This window comes from Bacillus changyiensis, from assembly GCF_027706145.1.
Classification (GTDB): domain Bacteria; phylum Bacillota; class Bacilli; order Bacillales; family Bacillaceae; genus Bacillus; species Bacillus changyiensis.
Genome location: NZ_JAQFWW010000006.1, coordinates 68,645 through 84,839 on the forward strand (window position 1 = coordinate 68,645; position 16,195 = coordinate 84,839).

The window sequence follows — 16,195 nt, forward strand, 5'->3', positions numbered from 1 at the left end:
GGTCATAAAAATGACTATTAAAATGAGAGATGTTGAACCTATTCGTGTAGCTTATATGCGCTATAAAGGGATGGTATCAGAGGCAAACAAGGTATTTCCCAGTGTGTTTAAGTCTATTGGTGGTAAGACAAATGGCGCACCTTTTTTCTGCTACTATATGATGAACCCTGAAACAAAACTCGGTGAACTCGAGTTGTGCGTTCCTACTGCAAAAACTCCAGTTGGAAACGGTATTGAGGTAAAAGAGATGCCACGAGTCAAAGCAATATCCATTATCCATGTTGGTCCTTATGAAACATTATCTCGTGCGCATCAAAAAATTGAACAATACGCCCAAGAACACCATCTCAAGCTACATCTGCCATTTAGGGAAGTCTATATTAAAGGGCCGGGATTGATATTCAAAGGCAACCCTCATCAGTATATGACCGAGATTCTCTATCCTATAAAAGAGGTTGAATCACATGAATGCTATTAATGTTCAACATGTGACCAAGCAGTATAAGAATGGTGTAAAAGCTTTGAATGGTTTGAACCTGAAAGTAGACAGAGGAGAGATCTTCTCACTTCTTGGACAAAATGGTTCTGGTAAATCTTCACTCATCAATATCCTGACAACCTATCTCCCCAAAACTTCGGGAACAATAACGATTTTGGAAAAGGATATTGATCAAGACCCCTGCTCTATCCGAAAACAAATTGCATGTGTTGCACAGCAAACTTCTATTGATACCCACTTGTCAATGGAAGAAAATATGTTGTTTCAAGCAAGGCTCTATAAAGTAAATGGTGGTACTGCTAAAAAGAGAATGAACGATCTGATTAGCTGTTTTGAGTTAGACTACTATCGCAAACACCCGGTATCCTCTTTTTCGGGAGGTGTCAAACGGAGATTGGATATTGCGATGAACATGATGTCACACCCAAAAATTTTGTTTTTGGACGAACCAACCGTAGGCATGGATATTCAGTCAAGAATGGCCATGTGGGAAATGATGCAGAAAATTCGTGATGATTTCGGAGTCACCATTTTTCTTACAACTCACTACTTAGAAGAAGCCGACCAACTTTCAAACACAATTTGTTTAATGAAGGACGGACGTGAGCTTGTTCAAGCCTCTCCACATGAACTGCGACAGTATATGCACCAAGATATCGTTCGAATCGGCTTTGCTAAAATAGAGCAGGCAAAAGCCTGTGCCACTCAACTGCAAAAATGTAAACCTGTCATTACTGAAGAGCATTTTGTTATTGTTGGAGCAAATAACAGTCAAGAAGAACTGCGTACTGTGAATAGTTGGTTACTTGAACATAACATCCCTTTTACTGGTATTGAAATTGGCCAGCCAAGTCTAGATGAGGTCTTTATATATTTGACAAAAGACGGAGAAGAGGTGTCTAGATGATCGTTTTTTATATCCTTTGGCGAAATATGAAGTGGCGGTTTCAAAACCCACTATCCATTATCATCACAATTTCACAACCTATACTTTGGCTTTTACTGTATAGTGCAGTTGCAAACGGAACAATGCAACATACAGGAATTGATCACTACCCTGCTTATATCCTACCAGGCATTATCATCCTAGTTACAATGGCTGCCTGCAGTAGTACCGGGATCATTAATTTTATCATGAAATCGAACGGAAGTTTTTACAGACTACTTATTGCGCCAATGAAAAGAAGCTCAATTGTACTAGGACAAATGCTAGAAGCCGTTTTATGCACTTTTCTGGAAGTCTCTATTTTATATAGCATAAGCTTGTTGTTTGGTGTAAGATTTCCCATTGATATCATCGATATCTTTGTTATGATACTACTCATTTTTTTGACAGCGTTTTTTATGTCAGGACTTACATACACGCTCAGTCTATTGTTACCGAATGAAGTAATTTATGAAACAATGATGAACCTCATTGTGCTACCCATTTTCTTTTTAAGCACTGCATTATTTCCTGTTGAAAATGTCTCAAGTCTCCTTAAAACGGTGATTAATCTTAATCCATTTACACATGTTATCAATGTTTTACGAAGCATCATATTAGGAGAAACAATTTCTCCCCAAACCGTTTTATCAATCATTGCTTTGTTCGTTTTCATGTGTGTTTGTAGTCTTGGTTTAGCACTTTGGAGACTGAATAAAGAAACAGCTTCATAGTACGTAAATCAGCATCACTAACAGGTGATGCTGATTTTTTATTTAAATACATAAAATAGTTGACAATTTATCATTCCAATCATATGATGAATGTAGATTTTGCATCAAGGAAACTTTTGTGTACAAGGAAAAAATATAGAATCAAGGTGAATCACATGGTTAGTTACGATATGTCCAAACATACAAAAATCTCTAAGGACGCTCAAGATGCTCTGGAGGGAAAAAGCAGAGGATTCAAAAGACTGCTTCCTTTCTTAGGCCCAGCTTTTATCGCAGCAATCGCCTACATAGATCCCGGTAACTTCGCGACAAATATTGCTGCTGGCTCTAAATATGGATATTTGCTATTATGGGTGATTTTATTTTCTAATTTAATGGCACTACTTATTCAGTCTTTATCAGCTAAGCTTGGAATTGCGACAGGAAAAAACCTTCCCGAAATTGCTAGACAGGAATTCCCTAAACCAGTCTCTATTGGCTTATGGATCCAAGGAGAACTTGTCGTCATCGCAACAGATCTCGCCGAATTTATTGGAGCAGCTCTCGGTCTTTATCTGTTGTTTGGCATTCCACTTCTTGAAGCATCAATTATTGCTGCAGCGGGTTCATTTGCCATTTTAGAACTGCAAAGACGAGGTGTCCGTCCCCTTGAAGCGGCGATAACAGGAATGCTATTTATTGTGGTGATCGCCTTTGCCTTTCAGACTTTTTTTGCTAAACCTGATCTGACCTCTGTTATGAAAGGAATGCTCATTCCCCGTTTTAATGGAGCTGACAGCATTCTCTTAGCAGCTGGGATTTTAGGAGCAACCGTTATGCCACATGCTATATATCTACACTCTGCTCTCACTCAGCGCAGAGTCGTTGGGAAAACGGAAGCAGAAAAGAAAAAGATTTTTCGCTTTGAATTTATCGACATTCTGATTGCGATGCTAGTTGCTGGGGCAATTAATGCAAGTATGCTCATCGTCGCTGCCGCATTATTTTATAAGAACGGTTTATTCGTTGAAGACTTGGATGTCGCTTTCAATTACTTTAGTAGCATGATCAGCCCTTTATCCGCTGTATTATTTGGAATTGGATTGTTAACAGCGGGCTTATCAAGCTCATCTGTCGGAACGATGTCCGGAGATATTATCATGCAAGGATTTATCAATTTTAGAATTCCTCTTTATTTAAGAAGGTTTATTACAATGATACCGCCGATTGCCATCATTGCATCAGGTGTCAATCCGACAACTGCACTTGTCCTAAGCCAAGTCATCTTGTCCTTCGGAATCGCTTTTGCCCTAATCCCGCTCATTATCTTTACAAGCAATAAACGGATTATGGGGAGTTTAAAAAATAGCAAATGGGTAACAATCGTATCATGGCTAATTGCTGCACTTATTGTTGCACTTAATATTTTCCTGATCTTCGATACAATTTTTGGTTAAAAAGGCTGACTCCAAGTCGGCTTTTTTTATACTGTTAAAAAGGAGGGGTTTGTATGTTCACACTAGACATAAATGATGGACTATACTTAAAACTACTCGAACCAAAGGATGCACGTACCATTTATACGTTGATTCAACAATCTAAACATAATTTGAGGGATTGGCTATTTTGGGTGGATGAAACAAAGACGATTGAAGACAGTGAAGCCTTTATTGAAAAAAGTATGAAGCAGGCCACAGCAAACAACGGTTTCCAGGCTGGGATCTGGTACCAAGATCAATTCGCCGGCATAATCGGACTGCACGATATTAATTGGATCAACCACAACACTTCTTTAGGTTATTGGCTTGGAGAGCCTTTCCAAGGAAAAGGCATCATGACAAAAGCATGCCAAGCTATGATCGAGATGCTTTTTAAGGAATATGAGCTGAATCGAATCGAAATCAGAGTAGCAACCAAAAACTTTAAAAGCCAAGCGATTCCTGAAAATTGGGGTTTACAAAAGAAGGCTGTCTCAGACAATATGAACGGCTCCATCACGGTTATGTCGATCACTTTGTTTACGGTCTACTTCGAGAAGAATATACCGGTTAAGATTTAGGAAACGCTTTTTCGCTCATCATTTGTTATGATAAGAAAAAAAGATGGAGTTTTTTGCTATGAAAATATTGATCTTATTTTATTTATGGATTATCCCATTGATTATCGGTATTGTATTTTTCCGGATCACACAAAGGACGAGCTTTCCTAAAAGATTTTATCCGGCCTATGTTATGATCGGATTGGCTGTCTGCGTGTTCGCTGTCTGCTACTTAATGGGACAGCCCTATCTCGGCAATTTCTTTGGTGGAACGATACTGTTTGGGACTGTTCTTCCGTTTATGGCTGCAGGGATGAAGAAAAAAGGGTAATCGTATAAAGCAGGTAGAGACTATCGTCTGGCAACGATAGTCTTATTCATTGATTCATACAATGGCTTTTTCAGCTACTTGAAATTCCGGTTGTTTGTCAATGATCGCATTATTTAAAGTCCCAAAAGCCAGTGTGATGGTGAAAATACTTAACATTCCGATTATTCTTAGTTTTCTCATACTATCACCTCCGTTACTTTCATCATTTGATTTTTGGCTTTTAATGCTCTTTTAAAATATTCAACAGATTGGGATAAATACCCTTTTTTAAAATAATATTCCGCAATTTGTTCAGTCAATTCTGACGTATCTGGCCATAGATTTTTTTGTTCAAGATATTGCAAAGATTCTTTTATTGCAGATTCATTGTGATCAACATATAAAGTGTGAAGGACTTGTAATTTTGCTTTGTACTCCTCTTCACCAAATAAATTGGCATGTTTAATACCTCGGTCATACCAAATTTTCGCTTCGGTTGTTCGATTTTCCCTGTACAACATGCTCGCCATCATGTATAGAGTTCTAACCCCATCTGTTGATTCTACGTGTTCTGTGATATGAATTGCCTTTTTGAAGTATTCTTCAGCCAACCCTGAGATCTTTTGTCTATCATATATCAATCCAAGATTATGATATATCATTCCAACTTGCCTTTTAAATCTTCCACTCATGGCTTCATTTAAAGCTTTATGATAATGATCTTCTGCCGAGCTGAATCTGTACATATCATACATATTGGCTCCAAGAACCATTTCGCATTGAATCGTTCTCAGTTTATAGGCTTCACTTTCTTGAAAAATACTTCTTGCTTTAAAAACATGACTCATCGAAATAAGGTGTTGATCAATCTGATAATATGCCTGTGATAATTTATAATGAAATTCTGCATGTTCGATTTGATCAGGGATACTACGAAGTTTAACTTCTGCAAGCTGATAAAAATGGATCGCTTCAACATAATTTTTTTTGTAAAATTCATATACGCCCGAGAAAAACAGTGAATAATAGACAATCATGTTATTGGTGTTTTCCTCCCCAATATCCTTAATACTTTGAAATACTTTATCTGTTTCTTCAAATTCTTCGATCATAACTTTATAGCGAAAATCTAACAGATTGTAATAGATCAACAAGTCTTGATCTTCATCCATATGTTGTAACAAACTAGGAATCTCTTCTTTCAAGGCAGCAGCCTCTGCCTTTTGGTGTCGTTTAATCATTCCATACCATTGATTCAATATCTTCGCAACTTTTTCAGGTGCTATTTTTGTTTTTTCCAACTAGTGATCATCCTCTCATTTTAATATTTGAATTTTCTAATCATTACTTATGCCACGTCTCATTTTACAAAATATATCATTAATTTACAATAATTGTGTTATAATAGTTCACATTCACACTTCTAACCTTTCCACTTTTTCTTTTATTAAATCTGACCGCTGAGCTTTACCAAGCTTCGTAAATATGAGCATTCCAATACCAGCAATGATTTCAATCCCCCCACCTACAGCAATTACTTTTCCAACACCAAAAATGGTTGCTGCATACCCTGCTAAGACAGCACCTAATGGAATCATAATAAAAGAAATCGTACTCATAATTGCCGATACTTGTGGTTGATCTTCATCTTCTACTGACATTTGAATAATGGTATGCTCGGGTACATTAATGGCACTAATTGTAGCTCCTAGTGCAAACGCAGCTAGGAACACTAATGGCAGAAGAGAATTAATTCCAGTAATAAAATAAGCAATCCCTTCTATTATTCCAGCAGTGATAAACAATAATCCAAAGCGATTTACCCTTATTTTTGCTAACACAAAGCCTACTGAAAAGGCGCCTCCAGCTGTAATCACTCTTAATAATGAATGAATGACTGGTCCTCCATTCAACACTTTTGCTATGTAAATGGCTGAAAGTGCTTCCCAAGGAGCTGACGCCAAATTTGAAAAAACACAATAAACAGCTAAGGGACATAAAATATGATGATGTCTTACAAGAACAAAGCCTTTTTTTAATTTTTTAATATATGTATTTTTGGGGTTTAATTTATTTTTTTCAACACTATCATTTTTCTCTTTATATTTAATGAAAAGCACCAAACAGCCAGAAAAGATATACAACGGAAGAGTAATTAACATGGTTTGTGCAGCACCGATTACAACAATCACCATTCCGCTAAGGGTAACTGCTGCAAGCCTAACGATATGTTCAGAAGATTGTATAATAGCATTTGCATTTTGAATGAGGTCATTTTTCACAATTTTCGGAATTAAAGAAACAGAGGCAGGTTTATAAGAAGCGCCTGTCGCTGAATGCATTAACATCATAAAGATGACAAACCATAATGGAGAAAAGCCGCTAAAATAGCAAATTGGAATGATCAGCAAGAGAATCGCTCTCGTTAAATCCGAAAAAAACATCCAGAATTTTAGAGAATCTGAGTTCATGAACGGGGTAATGATTGGGCCTAAGATTGCCTGTGGAAGAAAAGTGACTGCTATTAATAAAGCTGTACCAATAGCCCCTTTGCCATCGAAAATCAAAAACCAAAGGATAGAATGAAAGGCAAAGTTATCTGCAATTATTTTCACCAATTTAGAATAAAAAAGAAAGGTGAAATTTCTTTGCCACACACTGTTATTCAATTTTTTTCCTCCTTTATTTCACATCATAACACTGTAAAATATTATCTTATTTTACTTATATTTGTCAATTTTTTTGTAAATACAACTTCTCAGTATAATAATCCAAATCATTTTCTGGTTTCTCTGACTCTTCAAGGACATCTTTCCGATCTTCCCTAATCATAAAAATCCCCCCTAAGCAAACAGATATTTCTGTAGACTTAGAGGAGATTTTTGATATCGTTTATGAATCAAACTTCAACTTCTTCAACTGTTCAGCAAGCGCATTATTAATGGGCTCATCTTTGTTTTGCTTTTTCATGTAAGAGGAAACATCACGTTTTGTTGCTTTTGAATGTTTGTCTTTCGCTCTGCGTTTTTCAAATACGGAAAGTTTTTCTCGATGGCCGCAAACACATGCGAAAGTTTGACCTTCTCCATGGCCGCGCAGCTCCATGCGTTTATGACAGTTCGGACAGCGGGCATTTGTTTGTTTGGCAATCGCTTTTCGGTGGCCGCATTCTCTGTCTTGGCAGACGAGCATCGTCCCGCGTTTACCGTTAACTTTTAGCATTAGTTTTCCGCAATCAGGACAGTGTGTGCCTGTGAGGTTGTCATGCTTGAATTTTTGCTGACTACTTTTGATTTCTTTAATCGTTTCCTTTGTATAGTTTTTCATTTCTTTAATGAAAAACGACGACTTCAGTTTCCCTTTTGCAATACCTGACAATTTTTGTTCCCATTCAGCGGTCAGTGCCGGTGATTTTAAATCGGCGGGAACAAGCTCAAGCAGTTGTTTTCCTTTTGAAGTCATAAAAATATCTTTTCCTTTTTTCTCGATCAAGAACGTGTTGAAAAGTTTCTCAATTATATCTGCACGGGTGGCAACCGTTCCCAGACCGCCTGTCTCGCCAAGTGTTTTGACAAGATTTTTTTCTTCACCTTGCATAAATGCAGATGGGTTTTCCATTGCCGACAACAGTGTTCCTTCATTAAAACGGGCGGGCGGTTTTGTTTCTCCCTTTGTCTCTGTTAATGAATGAACAGCAAGTGTATCACCTTTTGTGAGCTTTGGAAGAGTTTGATCTTTGTCTTCTTCGTCATCATCTTCTTCAGTATGATCATATACGGCTTTCCAACCTTGGGACTGAACGACTTTTCCTTTTGCCATAAATGTTTCTCCACCGATTTGGGCAACCACTTTTGTTTCTTCATATTCAAATGGCGGCATCAGAACAGCAAGAAAACGCTTGGCAATCAATTCGTAAAGCTTTCTTTCTTTCTCACTTAAAGCACCGAGCACTAGCGGTTCCTCAGTTGGAATAATGGCATGGTGATCAGAAACTTTCGCATCATTGACAAAGCTTTTACTAGCTTTAATGCCGCGCTTTAAAATCCGCGTAACATGCTGGGCAAATGGTTTAACTTGCATCCCTTCCAAACGATCTTTTAATGTCGGAACAATATCGCTTGAGAGAAAGCGCGAGTCTGTCCGCGGATAAGTGACTAGCTTATGCTGCTCATAAAGTTTTTGCAAAACGGACAGCGTTTCTTTTGCCGAGAAGCCGAAGCGTTTATGAGCATCTCTTTGCAGCTCTGTTAAATCATAAAGACCAGGCGCAAAGCTTTTTTTCGCTGTTTTTTTCAAATCGGCAATCATAGCCGGTTTGCCTTGTAGCGCTTTAACAAGCTGAGAGGTAACAGATTCATTAAATGTCCGGGTTTGATGCGTTTTTTTATCCTGCCAAGTCAAGGTCATACCATCAACAGCAGCGCGCAAACCAAAGTAAGGAACCGGTTTAAAGTTTTTAATATCTTTCTCTCTTTTAGCGATCATCGCCAAAGTCGGTGTTTGCACACGTCCACAGGAAAGTTGGGCATTGAATTTTGTTGTCAGTGCCCTTGTTGCATTAATCCCAACAATCCAATCCGCTTCAGCTCTTGCGACAGCCGAATCATATAAATTTTCAAACTCCTTACCGTTCTTTAAGTTTTTAAAACCGTCTTTGATCGCCTTATCTGTAACAGATGAAATCCATAGCCGTTTCAATGGTTTGTTGACTTTCGCCTTTTCGATAATCCAGCGGGCGACAAGCTCACCTTCACGTCCTGCATCTGTCGCAATGACGATGTCTTTGACATCTTTTCTGATAAGCTGTGATTTGACAGCGTGAAACTGTTTTCCTGTTTTTTTGATGACAACCAATTTTAAAGGTTCAGGAATAATCGGCAAATCTTCAAGCCGCCATGATTGAAATTCTTTTCCGTAGCCTTCAGGGTCAGCCAACGTGACTAAATGGCCGAGCGCCCACGTCACAATGTAGCGGTCCCCTTCAAGATAGCCATTTCCTTTTTTATGACACCTCAGAACACGGGCTAAATCCCGACCAACTGAAGGTTTTTCAGCTAAAACAACTGTTTTTGCCAAGTCTCTCACATCACTTTCTTGTTCATGCATCCTTTTATTATAACAGATGGAGAAGATGCAACTCTAATGTACATTCACCAAGCATCAATCAGAAAAAAGTTGGCCCATCCTCAGGTATTTCATGTGCAAGTACCTCAGCCCAACCTGTTGGTGTTTCCCATAGTCTTACAGAATAAACAGGTAATTTCAATTCCTTTAACTTCCAACAAATATAGATCGCTAAATTCTCAACAGTGGTTCTAAACCCCAATTCATAAACTTTTGAACCTGAGTCAAGTAGTTGCTTAACGATTGGCTCATTTCCTTGAGCTAAAAAAGCATGATCTAAATCAGTAAGTAGCTCCTTTTTAATGACGCTTTTCATATCTGCAAAATCAATGACAAATCCTTCATCAGATGATAATGGTTCCTTATTCGTTTGTCCTTTTAAACGCACTTCAAGTTTATAAGTATGTCCATGAACATTTGCACATTTTCCTTTATGATTAAGCAGCTGATGCGAGCTATCAAACGTAAAAATTTTACACACCATAACATCATTCATTGCCATTATTTATTCACCTTACCTACCAATATTTTTTTATCCTTAAACGGGATGATTGCCCCTTTGCTATACCTAGTCCATGCATTCCTTTTATTATAACAGATAGAAATCATTCAATTTCAGAAAAAATCACATGTGTTACAGTGTGGGCATAGGCTGACGTTTCATTGATGAACGCTTCAATCTGAGCCAGGTTTTCCGCATTGATTTTCAGCATGTAACAGGCCGCCCCTGCGATCCGGTAGCAAAATTCGATATTGGAGAGCCGTTTAATATATGTTTTAAATCTTTCATATTCGCCATTTTTCACTGTTGCTTCAATAATACATGAAATGGGGAGACCCACTTTCGAGTAATCAATATTCAATGTATATTGTTTGATAACACCAAACGATTCGAGTCGCCTAACTCTTTCTGTTACAGACGGTGAAGAAAGACTAATTTTCCGGCCCAGTTCTCTCATCGACAGACGGCTGTCTTTTTTCAATTCCGTTATGATTTTCAAATCAATGTCATCTAATTTCATTTGTTATGTAATTCCCTTCAATTCTGTTTTATTTATTTAATATTTTAACAGACTTCTTTACAGTTGAAATTTATTCAATCGATTCTATTAGATATGATAATGGGGAGGTGATCACAAATGACAAGAATCAATCTAACAGATAAAGGAGCTACCCCATTTCAACAACTACTAGGGTATTCTGAGAACCTGTTATCAAGTTGGACTGCTTTGGCAGAGGAACTAGCAAACGACGGGTTTCTCTCAAAAGAATTGAAGGAACAAGTACGCAGAGTGCTAGCTCAAGGAAACGGCTGTGAATATTGCAAAGCAAAAGGGAAACCTGAGACTTCTACTCATGAAAAAACAAGCCTGGCCATGGGCTTTGCAGAGGTCTTTTTAGCGCAGAGAGATCGCATATCAGACAGGCAGTTTGCTATTTTAAAAGAGTTATTTTCTGAGGAAGAAATCATTGAGTTAACGGCATTTATTTGCTTTACGACTGCCCAGCAATATTTTGGCGCATTAATGAAGCTTCCGGCAGATGCATAAATCGTTTATAGTATAAAGATAGAATATAAACGACAGGAGGTATTTCATTGCTGCAAACACCAATTGGCCGCCTTCGATTAATGGGTTTTATTGAAGGGATGTCACTTCTTGTTCTGCTGTTTATTGCCATGCCACTTAAATATTTTGCAGACTATCCGCTGGCCGTTACGATTGTCGGTGCTGTTCACGGTGGGTTGTTTATTATCTATTTGCTTGTTCTTTTATATGCGACATTTGTGTTACGATGGTCGCTGAAATGGCCTGCTACAGGGCTTATCGTCGCTTTTGTTCCATTTGGAAATTTTCTTTATGATAGAAGCTTAAAAACTTATCATCATTAAATCCTGATCCGCCGAAAAACGTTGGCGGATCGTTTATTATAGCTAGATCCATTTCGTCATCCAGGCAATATAGTAAGCGGCAGGGATAAACAAAACTTGTGCAAAAACTGTGCCGGCCACCCTTGATGCAACCATTGTAATTGATGCCCATTTCAAATCAACATAGTTTCGTTTCCCTTTTGCTACATCATCAGCTAACACAGAAACCTTCGGATCAACAAACAACACCAAAAGCATTGTCGCAATTCCATTGACAAGCCCTGATGCCATGACTGCAGTTGTCTGCCTTTCTGGAATGAGCACACCTGCATATAGAGCAGCAAGGACACCGATCGTATAAATTGATGTGATCATCATATTTAAAACAAACAACCGTTTTGGAATGAGACGAAATTGAAAACCTTTTACATATTGAAATTCAGGCTTTTTCACATAACTCTTAAGATATTTTAAACTGTTCTTTGATAACCCTTTTCGAAACATTTGCAAAACCGAGCCGTTTTCTCCAGCCAAATGAACAATAGCCCGTGAAAAAACAGCCACAAATGTCGGCAAGAGCAACATGCCACAAATGGTTCCGACTGTTGACCCAAAGATTAAAAAGCGAAACTGTTTCCCAATAAGGGAGAGCGCCTCCACTCCTGCCATATCAACGAGTTTTCCTGTCACCGGCTGTTGAACCATATTAGACATTCTCGAGACAATCACCATCACATTGAATAAAGATAGGGCTGATGCAATAAACCCGATTTTGGCACCGGAAAGCCGTGCCGCATAGGCTAATGTTTCAATTGAATGAATCAGTAATAAAAAACAAAAAACCAAAAGCACTTTTCCTGTGATAATCTCCATGATTCGCCCCTCCAATCTAAACATTAGACTGATGGGCAGGGAAAAATGTTTCTGGATTTTAAAAAACCGCTTTGGCAAGAGGCCAAAACGGTTTTTCGGTTGAGCAAATATGTTTATATTATCGTAAAATCCGCTAAAAATCCGAATTTTTTAAACATTGTTCCGAATAAAAGTAAACACCATGGAATTTCTGAAAACAAGACAACGAAAGCCCTACCTCTCAATCGTCCTTGCGACTCCGAAGCCGCGCCAGTGCGAATTGTGAAACAAAAAGTCTTTTTCCCTTCTATCCCTATAGGGGCGGGTCAGAGGAAGAGATAAGCATCTTCTAAGAAAGAAAAAAGAAGTTTACTTATACATTTGCTCTTCACATCCTAACATCATACCACATGATTCCGGCTATGACAAATCAAGTGTAACTGGGGTAATTTCTCCTTCATTCATTAACCTGATTTGTGAAGGATGGATTTCAAGTACAGATAAGTTTGGGTCATCTTTTCCATCAAACCAGCGATTAAGCTGATCATTCCAAACTCGATCCTTCAATGCTTCTGAATGATTTAATGTTGCCGTACCTTCGATTTCAAGATATGCATCACCGAAACCATCACCATTATAGCCTAATAGGACATGGACATTTGGATTATGATCAATCTCTTCCGCTTTATGTGTCTCATCGCTTGTCGGTGTATAAAGCGTTAGTCCATCATGGAAAAATGTCATGAAGCGTGAATGTGGCTTACCTCCTTCAACTGTTGCAAGCGAGCCAACTTTATGATGATCAAGAATATCAAACACTTTTTGTTTCAATTGCTGCTGGTCCATTTAAAGTCCCTCCTTTTTATTGTTACTTTTCCACATTTTGCGACATATTAAACACGGACACACTCTTCCACTTTGACTCTGATAAATTTGTGAAACAACATCTTGAGGTTGGTGTACGACAAATCAGATTTTTGTCGGGTACGTTTTTAAACTGGGGGTCAGTTGTTCATATTGACGAAGATTCCGTCCATTTCTTTGACTAGTACAATTTTGAAAGCAGCGCTGTCCCTTTTCTAGTATTTGATTCGAGCTCATGATAAAGCATTCTTTCTCATACTGATCTGAAAACAGTCTTCGGACAAGGCCGAACTGATCATATTTCAAAAAGCACCAGCAGAATGCTGATGCTTTTTGATTAAAGTTTGTATTTCTCAATTTCTTGGTTCAAGTGATTGCTAAGTTCAGTCAAGGCTTCTGCAGCTTGAGCCACATTTGTAATCGCTAATACCTGTTCATCCACTGAAGCTGTAATTTCTTCCACTGCTGCAGCTGTCTCCTGTGAAACGCCGGCAGCACTTTGGACCGATTCGGTAATTTGATCATTTTGCCCTTTGATATTTTGAAGTTCTTTATTAAGAGCTCTGATTTCTGTCATCGTTTTCTCAATCGACACTGTAATCTTTTTAAATTCTTGTTCAGTCAATTTGACGGCATCATCCAACTCACTTGTATGTTCCATTGTTTCTGACATTAAAGAAACTGTGTTTTCTGTTTCTTGTTTGATCCCGTTAATCATGTTTTGAATTTGACTCACAGCTGTTTTTGATTGTTCAGCAAGTTTGCGTACTTCACTAGCAACGACTGCAAAACCGCTACCGTGTGCACCTGCTCTTGCTGCTTCAATACTTGCGTTCAACGCCAGCAGATTCGTCTCATTTGATATATTTTCAATCGTTTCTGTAATTTGTGAAATATCCTGCACTTTATTATTCAAACTCGTAATTCCCGTACGGATTTGCCCCGATGCCTTTAATGATTCTTCATTAGAAGATTTGAGTTTCTGAACAATGTTTTGTCCTTCTCGTGCAGCGGTTTCGGTATCATCAGCCATTTGTTCAATAAAATCGCTTTGCGTATTCATCTTATCAAAAGACTTTGTAAATGATACGAGCCGTTCATTTGTTCCTTCTAAATCACTTGCCTGTGTAACCGTTCCAGCAGAAATTTCTGAAATCGCTCTGCCGATTTCTTCGCTACTTGCTGAAGTTTCTTCTGAGATAGCAGACAAATCTGATGCAGAATCAAGCAATCTGATGCTTGTACTTTGCAAGCCTTGCATCAGTCCTCTCAATTGTGAAGACATATTATTAAATGCCGCACCCAACAGCCCGACTTCATCTTTTGATTCCGGCAAGTTTGTTTCTTCAAGGTGTCCTTCAGAAATCTTTAAAGCAGCTGCTGTTACATCACTCAGCAATTTTACTTTCTTTCTAATTAAGAAATAAAATAACACTAGGCTCAACAACGTAATAACGGAGACAGTAACGGTAATGAATATTTTCACATACTCTAAGCCTTTATAAAATTCGTCTTCAAAAACAGCAATCCCCACACTCCAGTCCCAAGGTTCAAAATAAGTCATATATGCCATTTTATCCTTAGCTTCGCCGGTTTCATCGTCTTGATCAGGATATGAGACAAAATGATCTTCTGCAGTGGACGCCTTAGCGGCAGCAACCATTTTTTTCCGATTTTCGGTAGAAGACGGAACTTGTCCGATCGGATTTTTTGGATGGACCTGTGTAGAATAGTCTGATTGGTATGCCACAATATATCCTTTGTCTTTATATAAAAACTTCGATTTTTGGAAATCGTACCCCTGCTCACCCGACAGTTTTGGACCGTTCAAGATTTCTCGCGCTTCTGCTTTTGCCTCTTCAAGTGTGATTTCTTTTTTCTCTACTTTAGCATTTAACACATTCAAAACAGCAGTGGACGTATCAGCCAAATGTTTTAAATCCTGCTTCCCTGAATTGACCAATTCTTTTTTTGCCATTTGGTAAGCGCTAATCCCAACGATTGATCCAGTCAGAACCGTAATAAATACGATAACGATCATTAATTTAATAAAAAGACTTTCTTTTTTCAGTTTACTGCCTCTCTGTTTGACGATGACAATCTCCTCCTTCTAGGACATATATCGGTTCTTTCAAAAAGAAATATAGCATCATTATTTTTTTGCATCATTTACTTTTTTAGAAATACAAAAAAAGAGATAGCAAGTGTTCTTTCCAATGGTGAGCTTGTCACTGAAATTCAGCCCGTTTCGACATGATCAGTCGGCTTCGTCTTTATAGAGACTAAAAAAGACCATTCACAATTGGAATGATCTCTATCAATATATTTAATGTTCTACTAGTTTACATCCGGACTCCCTAAGGCTTTCAGCAATCGCCTCATACCCTTTCCCATTGGGGTGAACCTTATCTATTGATAAATATTCCGTTTCATGCCCTTTAAAAATGGAATAAACATCAATCACTTTGACTTGTGGAGGATTGGCTAATTGTTGGAGGTGCTGATTAAAGTCAGATACCCATCGATCCGCTAATTTAATCTTCGGAAATGGATTGTATAAGTTAAGTAGTCTGATCATGTAATCCTGATGATCTTTTCCCTTAATGTCTTTTATTTTGCCGAGCATTTCAGCGTAGTTTTTTTGACAGTGTGATGAGGCTTCTAAAAAGACGTCATCATCTTTCTCTTTTTCATAGATTCCCAGAGATTCAAGCAAATCATTTCCGCAACCTGTGATCGTGATCACATTTGCTTTTTTGAGTTGTTCTTTGACAAACGGTCGATCAAACAGCTTTAGAATTTCTGCTGTTTCAAGACCTGATTTGGCGAAAACCATTAACATAACGGGCTCATGTAAGTCTTCCTCAAGTTTCCGTTTGTAGCGCTGAACAAATCCAGGTTCAAACATACCAGAACCAACACCGACGGTTAAGGAATCGCCAAGAGCTGTATAGTGAAAAGCCATATCCTTTCCCCCTTTGGTTTTTGTCACGCCACCAT

At 38.2% G+C, this 16,195-nt stretch carries 17 protein-coding genes and 1 pseudogene; 8 read left to right on the top strand and 10 right to left on the bottom strand.

Annotated elements, in window-relative coordinates; genetic code table 11:
* Positions 1–10 precede the first annotated feature (10 nt).
* The 6 genes and pseudogenes from PDT38_RS15940 to PDT38_RS15965 all read left to right on the top strand — a co-directional run bounded on the left by PDT38_RS15940 (position 11) and on the right by PDT38_RS15965 (position 4,506).
* The gene (locus PDT38_RS15940; protein ID WP_270802971.1) at positions 11–478 is read left to right on the top strand and encodes a GyrI-like domain-containing protein; all 468 of its coding nucleotides are present in this window, start codon (positions 11–13) and stop codon (positions 476–478) included.
* Positions 465–1,406: an ABC transporter ATP-binding protein gene (locus PDT38_RS15945; RefSeq protein ID WP_270802972.1), complete on the top strand. Its 942-nt coding sequence runs from the start codon at positions 465–467 to the stop codon at positions 1,404–1,406. The genes PDT38_RS15940 and PDT38_RS15945 overlap by 14 nt, the downstream gene beginning before the upstream one ends.
* Complete coding sequence (locus PDT38_RS15950; protein WP_270802974.1) at positions 1,403–2,158, top strand: ABC transporter permease; 756 nt, start codon at positions 1,403–1,405, stop codon at positions 2,156–2,158. The genes PDT38_RS15945 and PDT38_RS15950 overlap by 4 nt, the downstream gene beginning before the upstream one ends.
* Before the next feature lie 155 nt (positions 2,159–2,313).
* On the top strand, positions 2,314–3,594 hold the full coding sequence (locus tag PDT38_RS15955) for an Nramp family divalent metal transporter (RefSeq protein ID WP_270802976.1): 1,281 nt from the start codon (positions 2,314–2,316) through the stop codon (positions 3,592–3,594).
* 53 nt (positions 3,595–3,647) lie between these two features.
* Positions 3,648–4,189 (top strand): annotated as a pseudogene (locus PDT38_RS15960) (GNAT family N-acetyltransferase).
* Between the two features lie 65 nt (positions 4,190–4,254).
* On the top strand, positions 4,255–4,506 hold the full coding sequence (locus PDT38_RS15965) for a hypothetical protein (protein ID WP_270802977.1): 252 nt from the start codon (positions 4,255–4,257) through the stop codon (positions 4,504–4,506).
* Between the two features lie 54 nt (positions 4,507–4,560).
* Here the strand turns inward: PDT38_RS15965 and PDT38_RS15970 are convergent, their stop codons facing one another.
* The 6 genes from PDT38_RS15970 to PDT38_RS15995 all read right to left on the bottom strand — a co-directional run bounded on the left by PDT38_RS15970 (position 4,561) and on the right by PDT38_RS15995 (position 10,631).
* Entirely contained in the window at positions 4,561–4,686 is a 126-nt protein-coding gene (locus PDT38_RS15970) for a hypothetical protein (protein WP_270802978.1), read from the bottom strand.
* Complete coding sequence (locus tag PDT38_RS15975; RefSeq protein ID WP_270802979.1) at positions 4,683–5,786, bottom strand: response regulator aspartate phosphatase; 1,104 nt, start codon at positions 5,784–5,786, stop codon at positions 4,683–4,685. Before PDT38_RS15975 ends, PDT38_RS15970 begins: the two co-directional genes overlap by 4 nt.
* 114 nt (positions 5,787–5,900) lie before the next feature.
* Positions 5,901–7,154 (bottom strand): MFS transporter, encoded by a 1,254-nt coding sequence (locus tag PDT38_RS15980; protein WP_270802980.1) that lies wholly within the window; start codon positions 7,152–7,154, stop codon positions 5,901–5,903.
* A gap of 223 nt (positions 7,155–7,377) precedes the next feature.
* Entirely contained in the window at positions 7,378–9,561 is a 2,184-nt protein-coding gene (locus tag PDT38_RS15985) for a DNA topoisomerase III (RefSeq protein ID WP_270802981.1), read from the bottom strand.
* An 88-nt stretch (positions 9,562–9,649) separates the two neighbouring features.
* Positions 9,650–10,111 carry a 6-pyruvoyl trahydropterin synthase family protein gene (locus PDT38_RS15990; RefSeq protein WP_270802983.1) on the bottom strand — a complete coding sequence of 154 codons (462 nt, stop codon included), beginning with the start codon at positions 10,109–10,111 and terminating at the stop codon, positions 9,650–9,652.
* 103 nt (positions 10,112–10,214) lie between these two features.
* Positions 10,215–10,631 carry an Lrp/AsnC family transcriptional regulator gene (locus PDT38_RS15995; RefSeq protein WP_270802985.1) on the bottom strand — a complete coding sequence of 139 codons (417 nt, stop codon included), beginning with the start codon at positions 10,629–10,631 and terminating at the stop codon, positions 10,215–10,217.
* A 117-nt stretch (positions 10,632–10,748) separates the two neighbouring features.
* Between PDT38_RS15995 and PDT38_RS16000 the strand changes: the two genes are divergently transcribed.
* Complete coding sequence (locus tag PDT38_RS16000; protein ID WP_270802986.1) at positions 10,749–11,159, top strand: carboxymuconolactone decarboxylase family protein; 411 nt, start codon at positions 10,749–10,751, stop codon at positions 11,157–11,159.
* A 47-nt stretch (positions 11,160–11,206) separates the two neighbouring features.
* Positions 11,207–11,500 carry a DUF3817 domain-containing protein gene (locus tag PDT38_RS16005; protein ID WP_270802987.1) on the top strand — a complete coding sequence of 98 codons (294 nt, stop codon included), beginning with the start codon at positions 11,207–11,209 and terminating at the stop codon, positions 11,498–11,500.
* Positions 11,501–11,542: 42 nt separating this feature from the next.
* Here PDT38_RS16005 and PDT38_RS16010 read toward each other — a convergent pair whose 3' ends face one another.
* From PDT38_RS16010 to PDT38_RS16025, 4 genes are all read right to left on the bottom strand, one after another.
* Positions 11,543–12,352: a lipid II flippase Amj family protein gene (locus tag PDT38_RS16010; protein ID WP_270802988.1), complete on the bottom strand. Its 810-nt coding sequence runs from the start codon at positions 12,350–12,352 to the stop codon at positions 11,543–11,545.
* A gap of 399 nt (positions 12,353–12,751) precedes the next feature.
* A complete protein-coding gene (locus PDT38_RS16015) occupies positions 12,752–13,177 on the bottom strand; it encodes a pyridoxamine 5'-phosphate oxidase family protein (RefSeq protein ID WP_270802989.1) in 426 nt (141 codons plus the stop codon).
* A 355-nt stretch (positions 13,178–13,532) separates the two neighbouring features.
* Positions 13,533–15,236 (bottom strand): methyl-accepting chemotaxis protein, encoded by a 1,704-nt coding sequence (locus tag PDT38_RS16020; protein WP_270802990.1) that lies wholly within the window; start codon positions 15,234–15,236, stop codon positions 13,533–13,535.
* 285 nt (positions 15,237–15,521) lie between these two features.
* The gene (locus PDT38_RS16025; RefSeq protein ID WP_270802991.1) at positions 15,522–16,160 is read right to left on the bottom strand and encodes a GDSL-type esterase/lipase family protein; all 639 of its coding nucleotides are present in this window, start codon (positions 16,158–16,160) and stop codon (positions 15,522–15,524) included.
* Positions 16,161–16,195 lie beyond the last annotated feature (35 nt).

Coding starts and splice junctions, on each gene's coding strand:
- PDT38_RS15955 (WP_270802976.1), top strand. CDS start 2,314: ATGGTTAGTTACGATATGTCCAAACATACAAAAATCTCTAAGGACGCT.
- PDT38_RS15970 (WP_270802978.1), bottom strand. CDS start 4,686: ATGAGAAAACTAAGAATAATCGGAATGTTAAGTATTTTCACCATCACA.
- PDT38_RS16015 (WP_270802989.1), bottom strand. CDS start 13,177: ATGGACCAGCAGCAATTGAAACAAAAAGTGTTTGATATTCTTGATCAT.
- PDT38_RS15950 (WP_270802974.1), top strand. CDS start 1,403: ATGATCGTTTTTTATATCCTTTGGCGAAATATGAAGTGGCGGTTTCAA.
- PDT38_RS16010 (WP_270802988.1), bottom strand. CDS start 12,352: ATGGAGATTATCACAGGAAAAGTGCTTTTGGTTTTTTGTTTTTTATTA.
- PDT38_RS16000 (WP_270802986.1), top strand. CDS start 10,749: ATGACAAGAATCAATCTAACAGATAAAGGAGCTACCCCATTTCAACAA.
- PDT38_RS15995 (WP_270802985.1), bottom strand. CDS start 10,631: ATGAAATTAGATGACATTGATTTGAAAATCATAACGGAATTGAAAAAA.
- PDT38_RS16025 (WP_270802991.1), bottom strand. CDS start 16,160: ATGGCTTTTCACTATACAGCTCTTGGCGATTCCTTAACCGTCGGTGTT.
- PDT38_RS15990 (WP_270802983.1), bottom strand. CDS start 10,111: ATGGCAATGAATGATGTTATGGTGTGTAAAATTTTTACGTTTGATAGC.
- PDT38_RS16020 (WP_270802990.1), bottom strand. CDS start 15,236: ATGATCGTTATCGTATTTATTACGGTTCTGACTGGATCAATCGTTGGG.
- PDT38_RS15945 (WP_270802972.1), top strand. CDS start 465: ATGAATGCTATTAATGTTCAACATGTGACCAAGCAGTATAAGAATGGT.
- PDT38_RS15940 (WP_270802971.1), top strand. CDS start 11: ATGACTATTAAAATGAGAGATGTTGAACCTATTCGTGTAGCTTATATG.
- PDT38_RS15965 (WP_270802977.1), top strand. CDS start 4,255: ATGAAAATATTGATCTTATTTTATTTATGGATTATCCCATTGATTATC.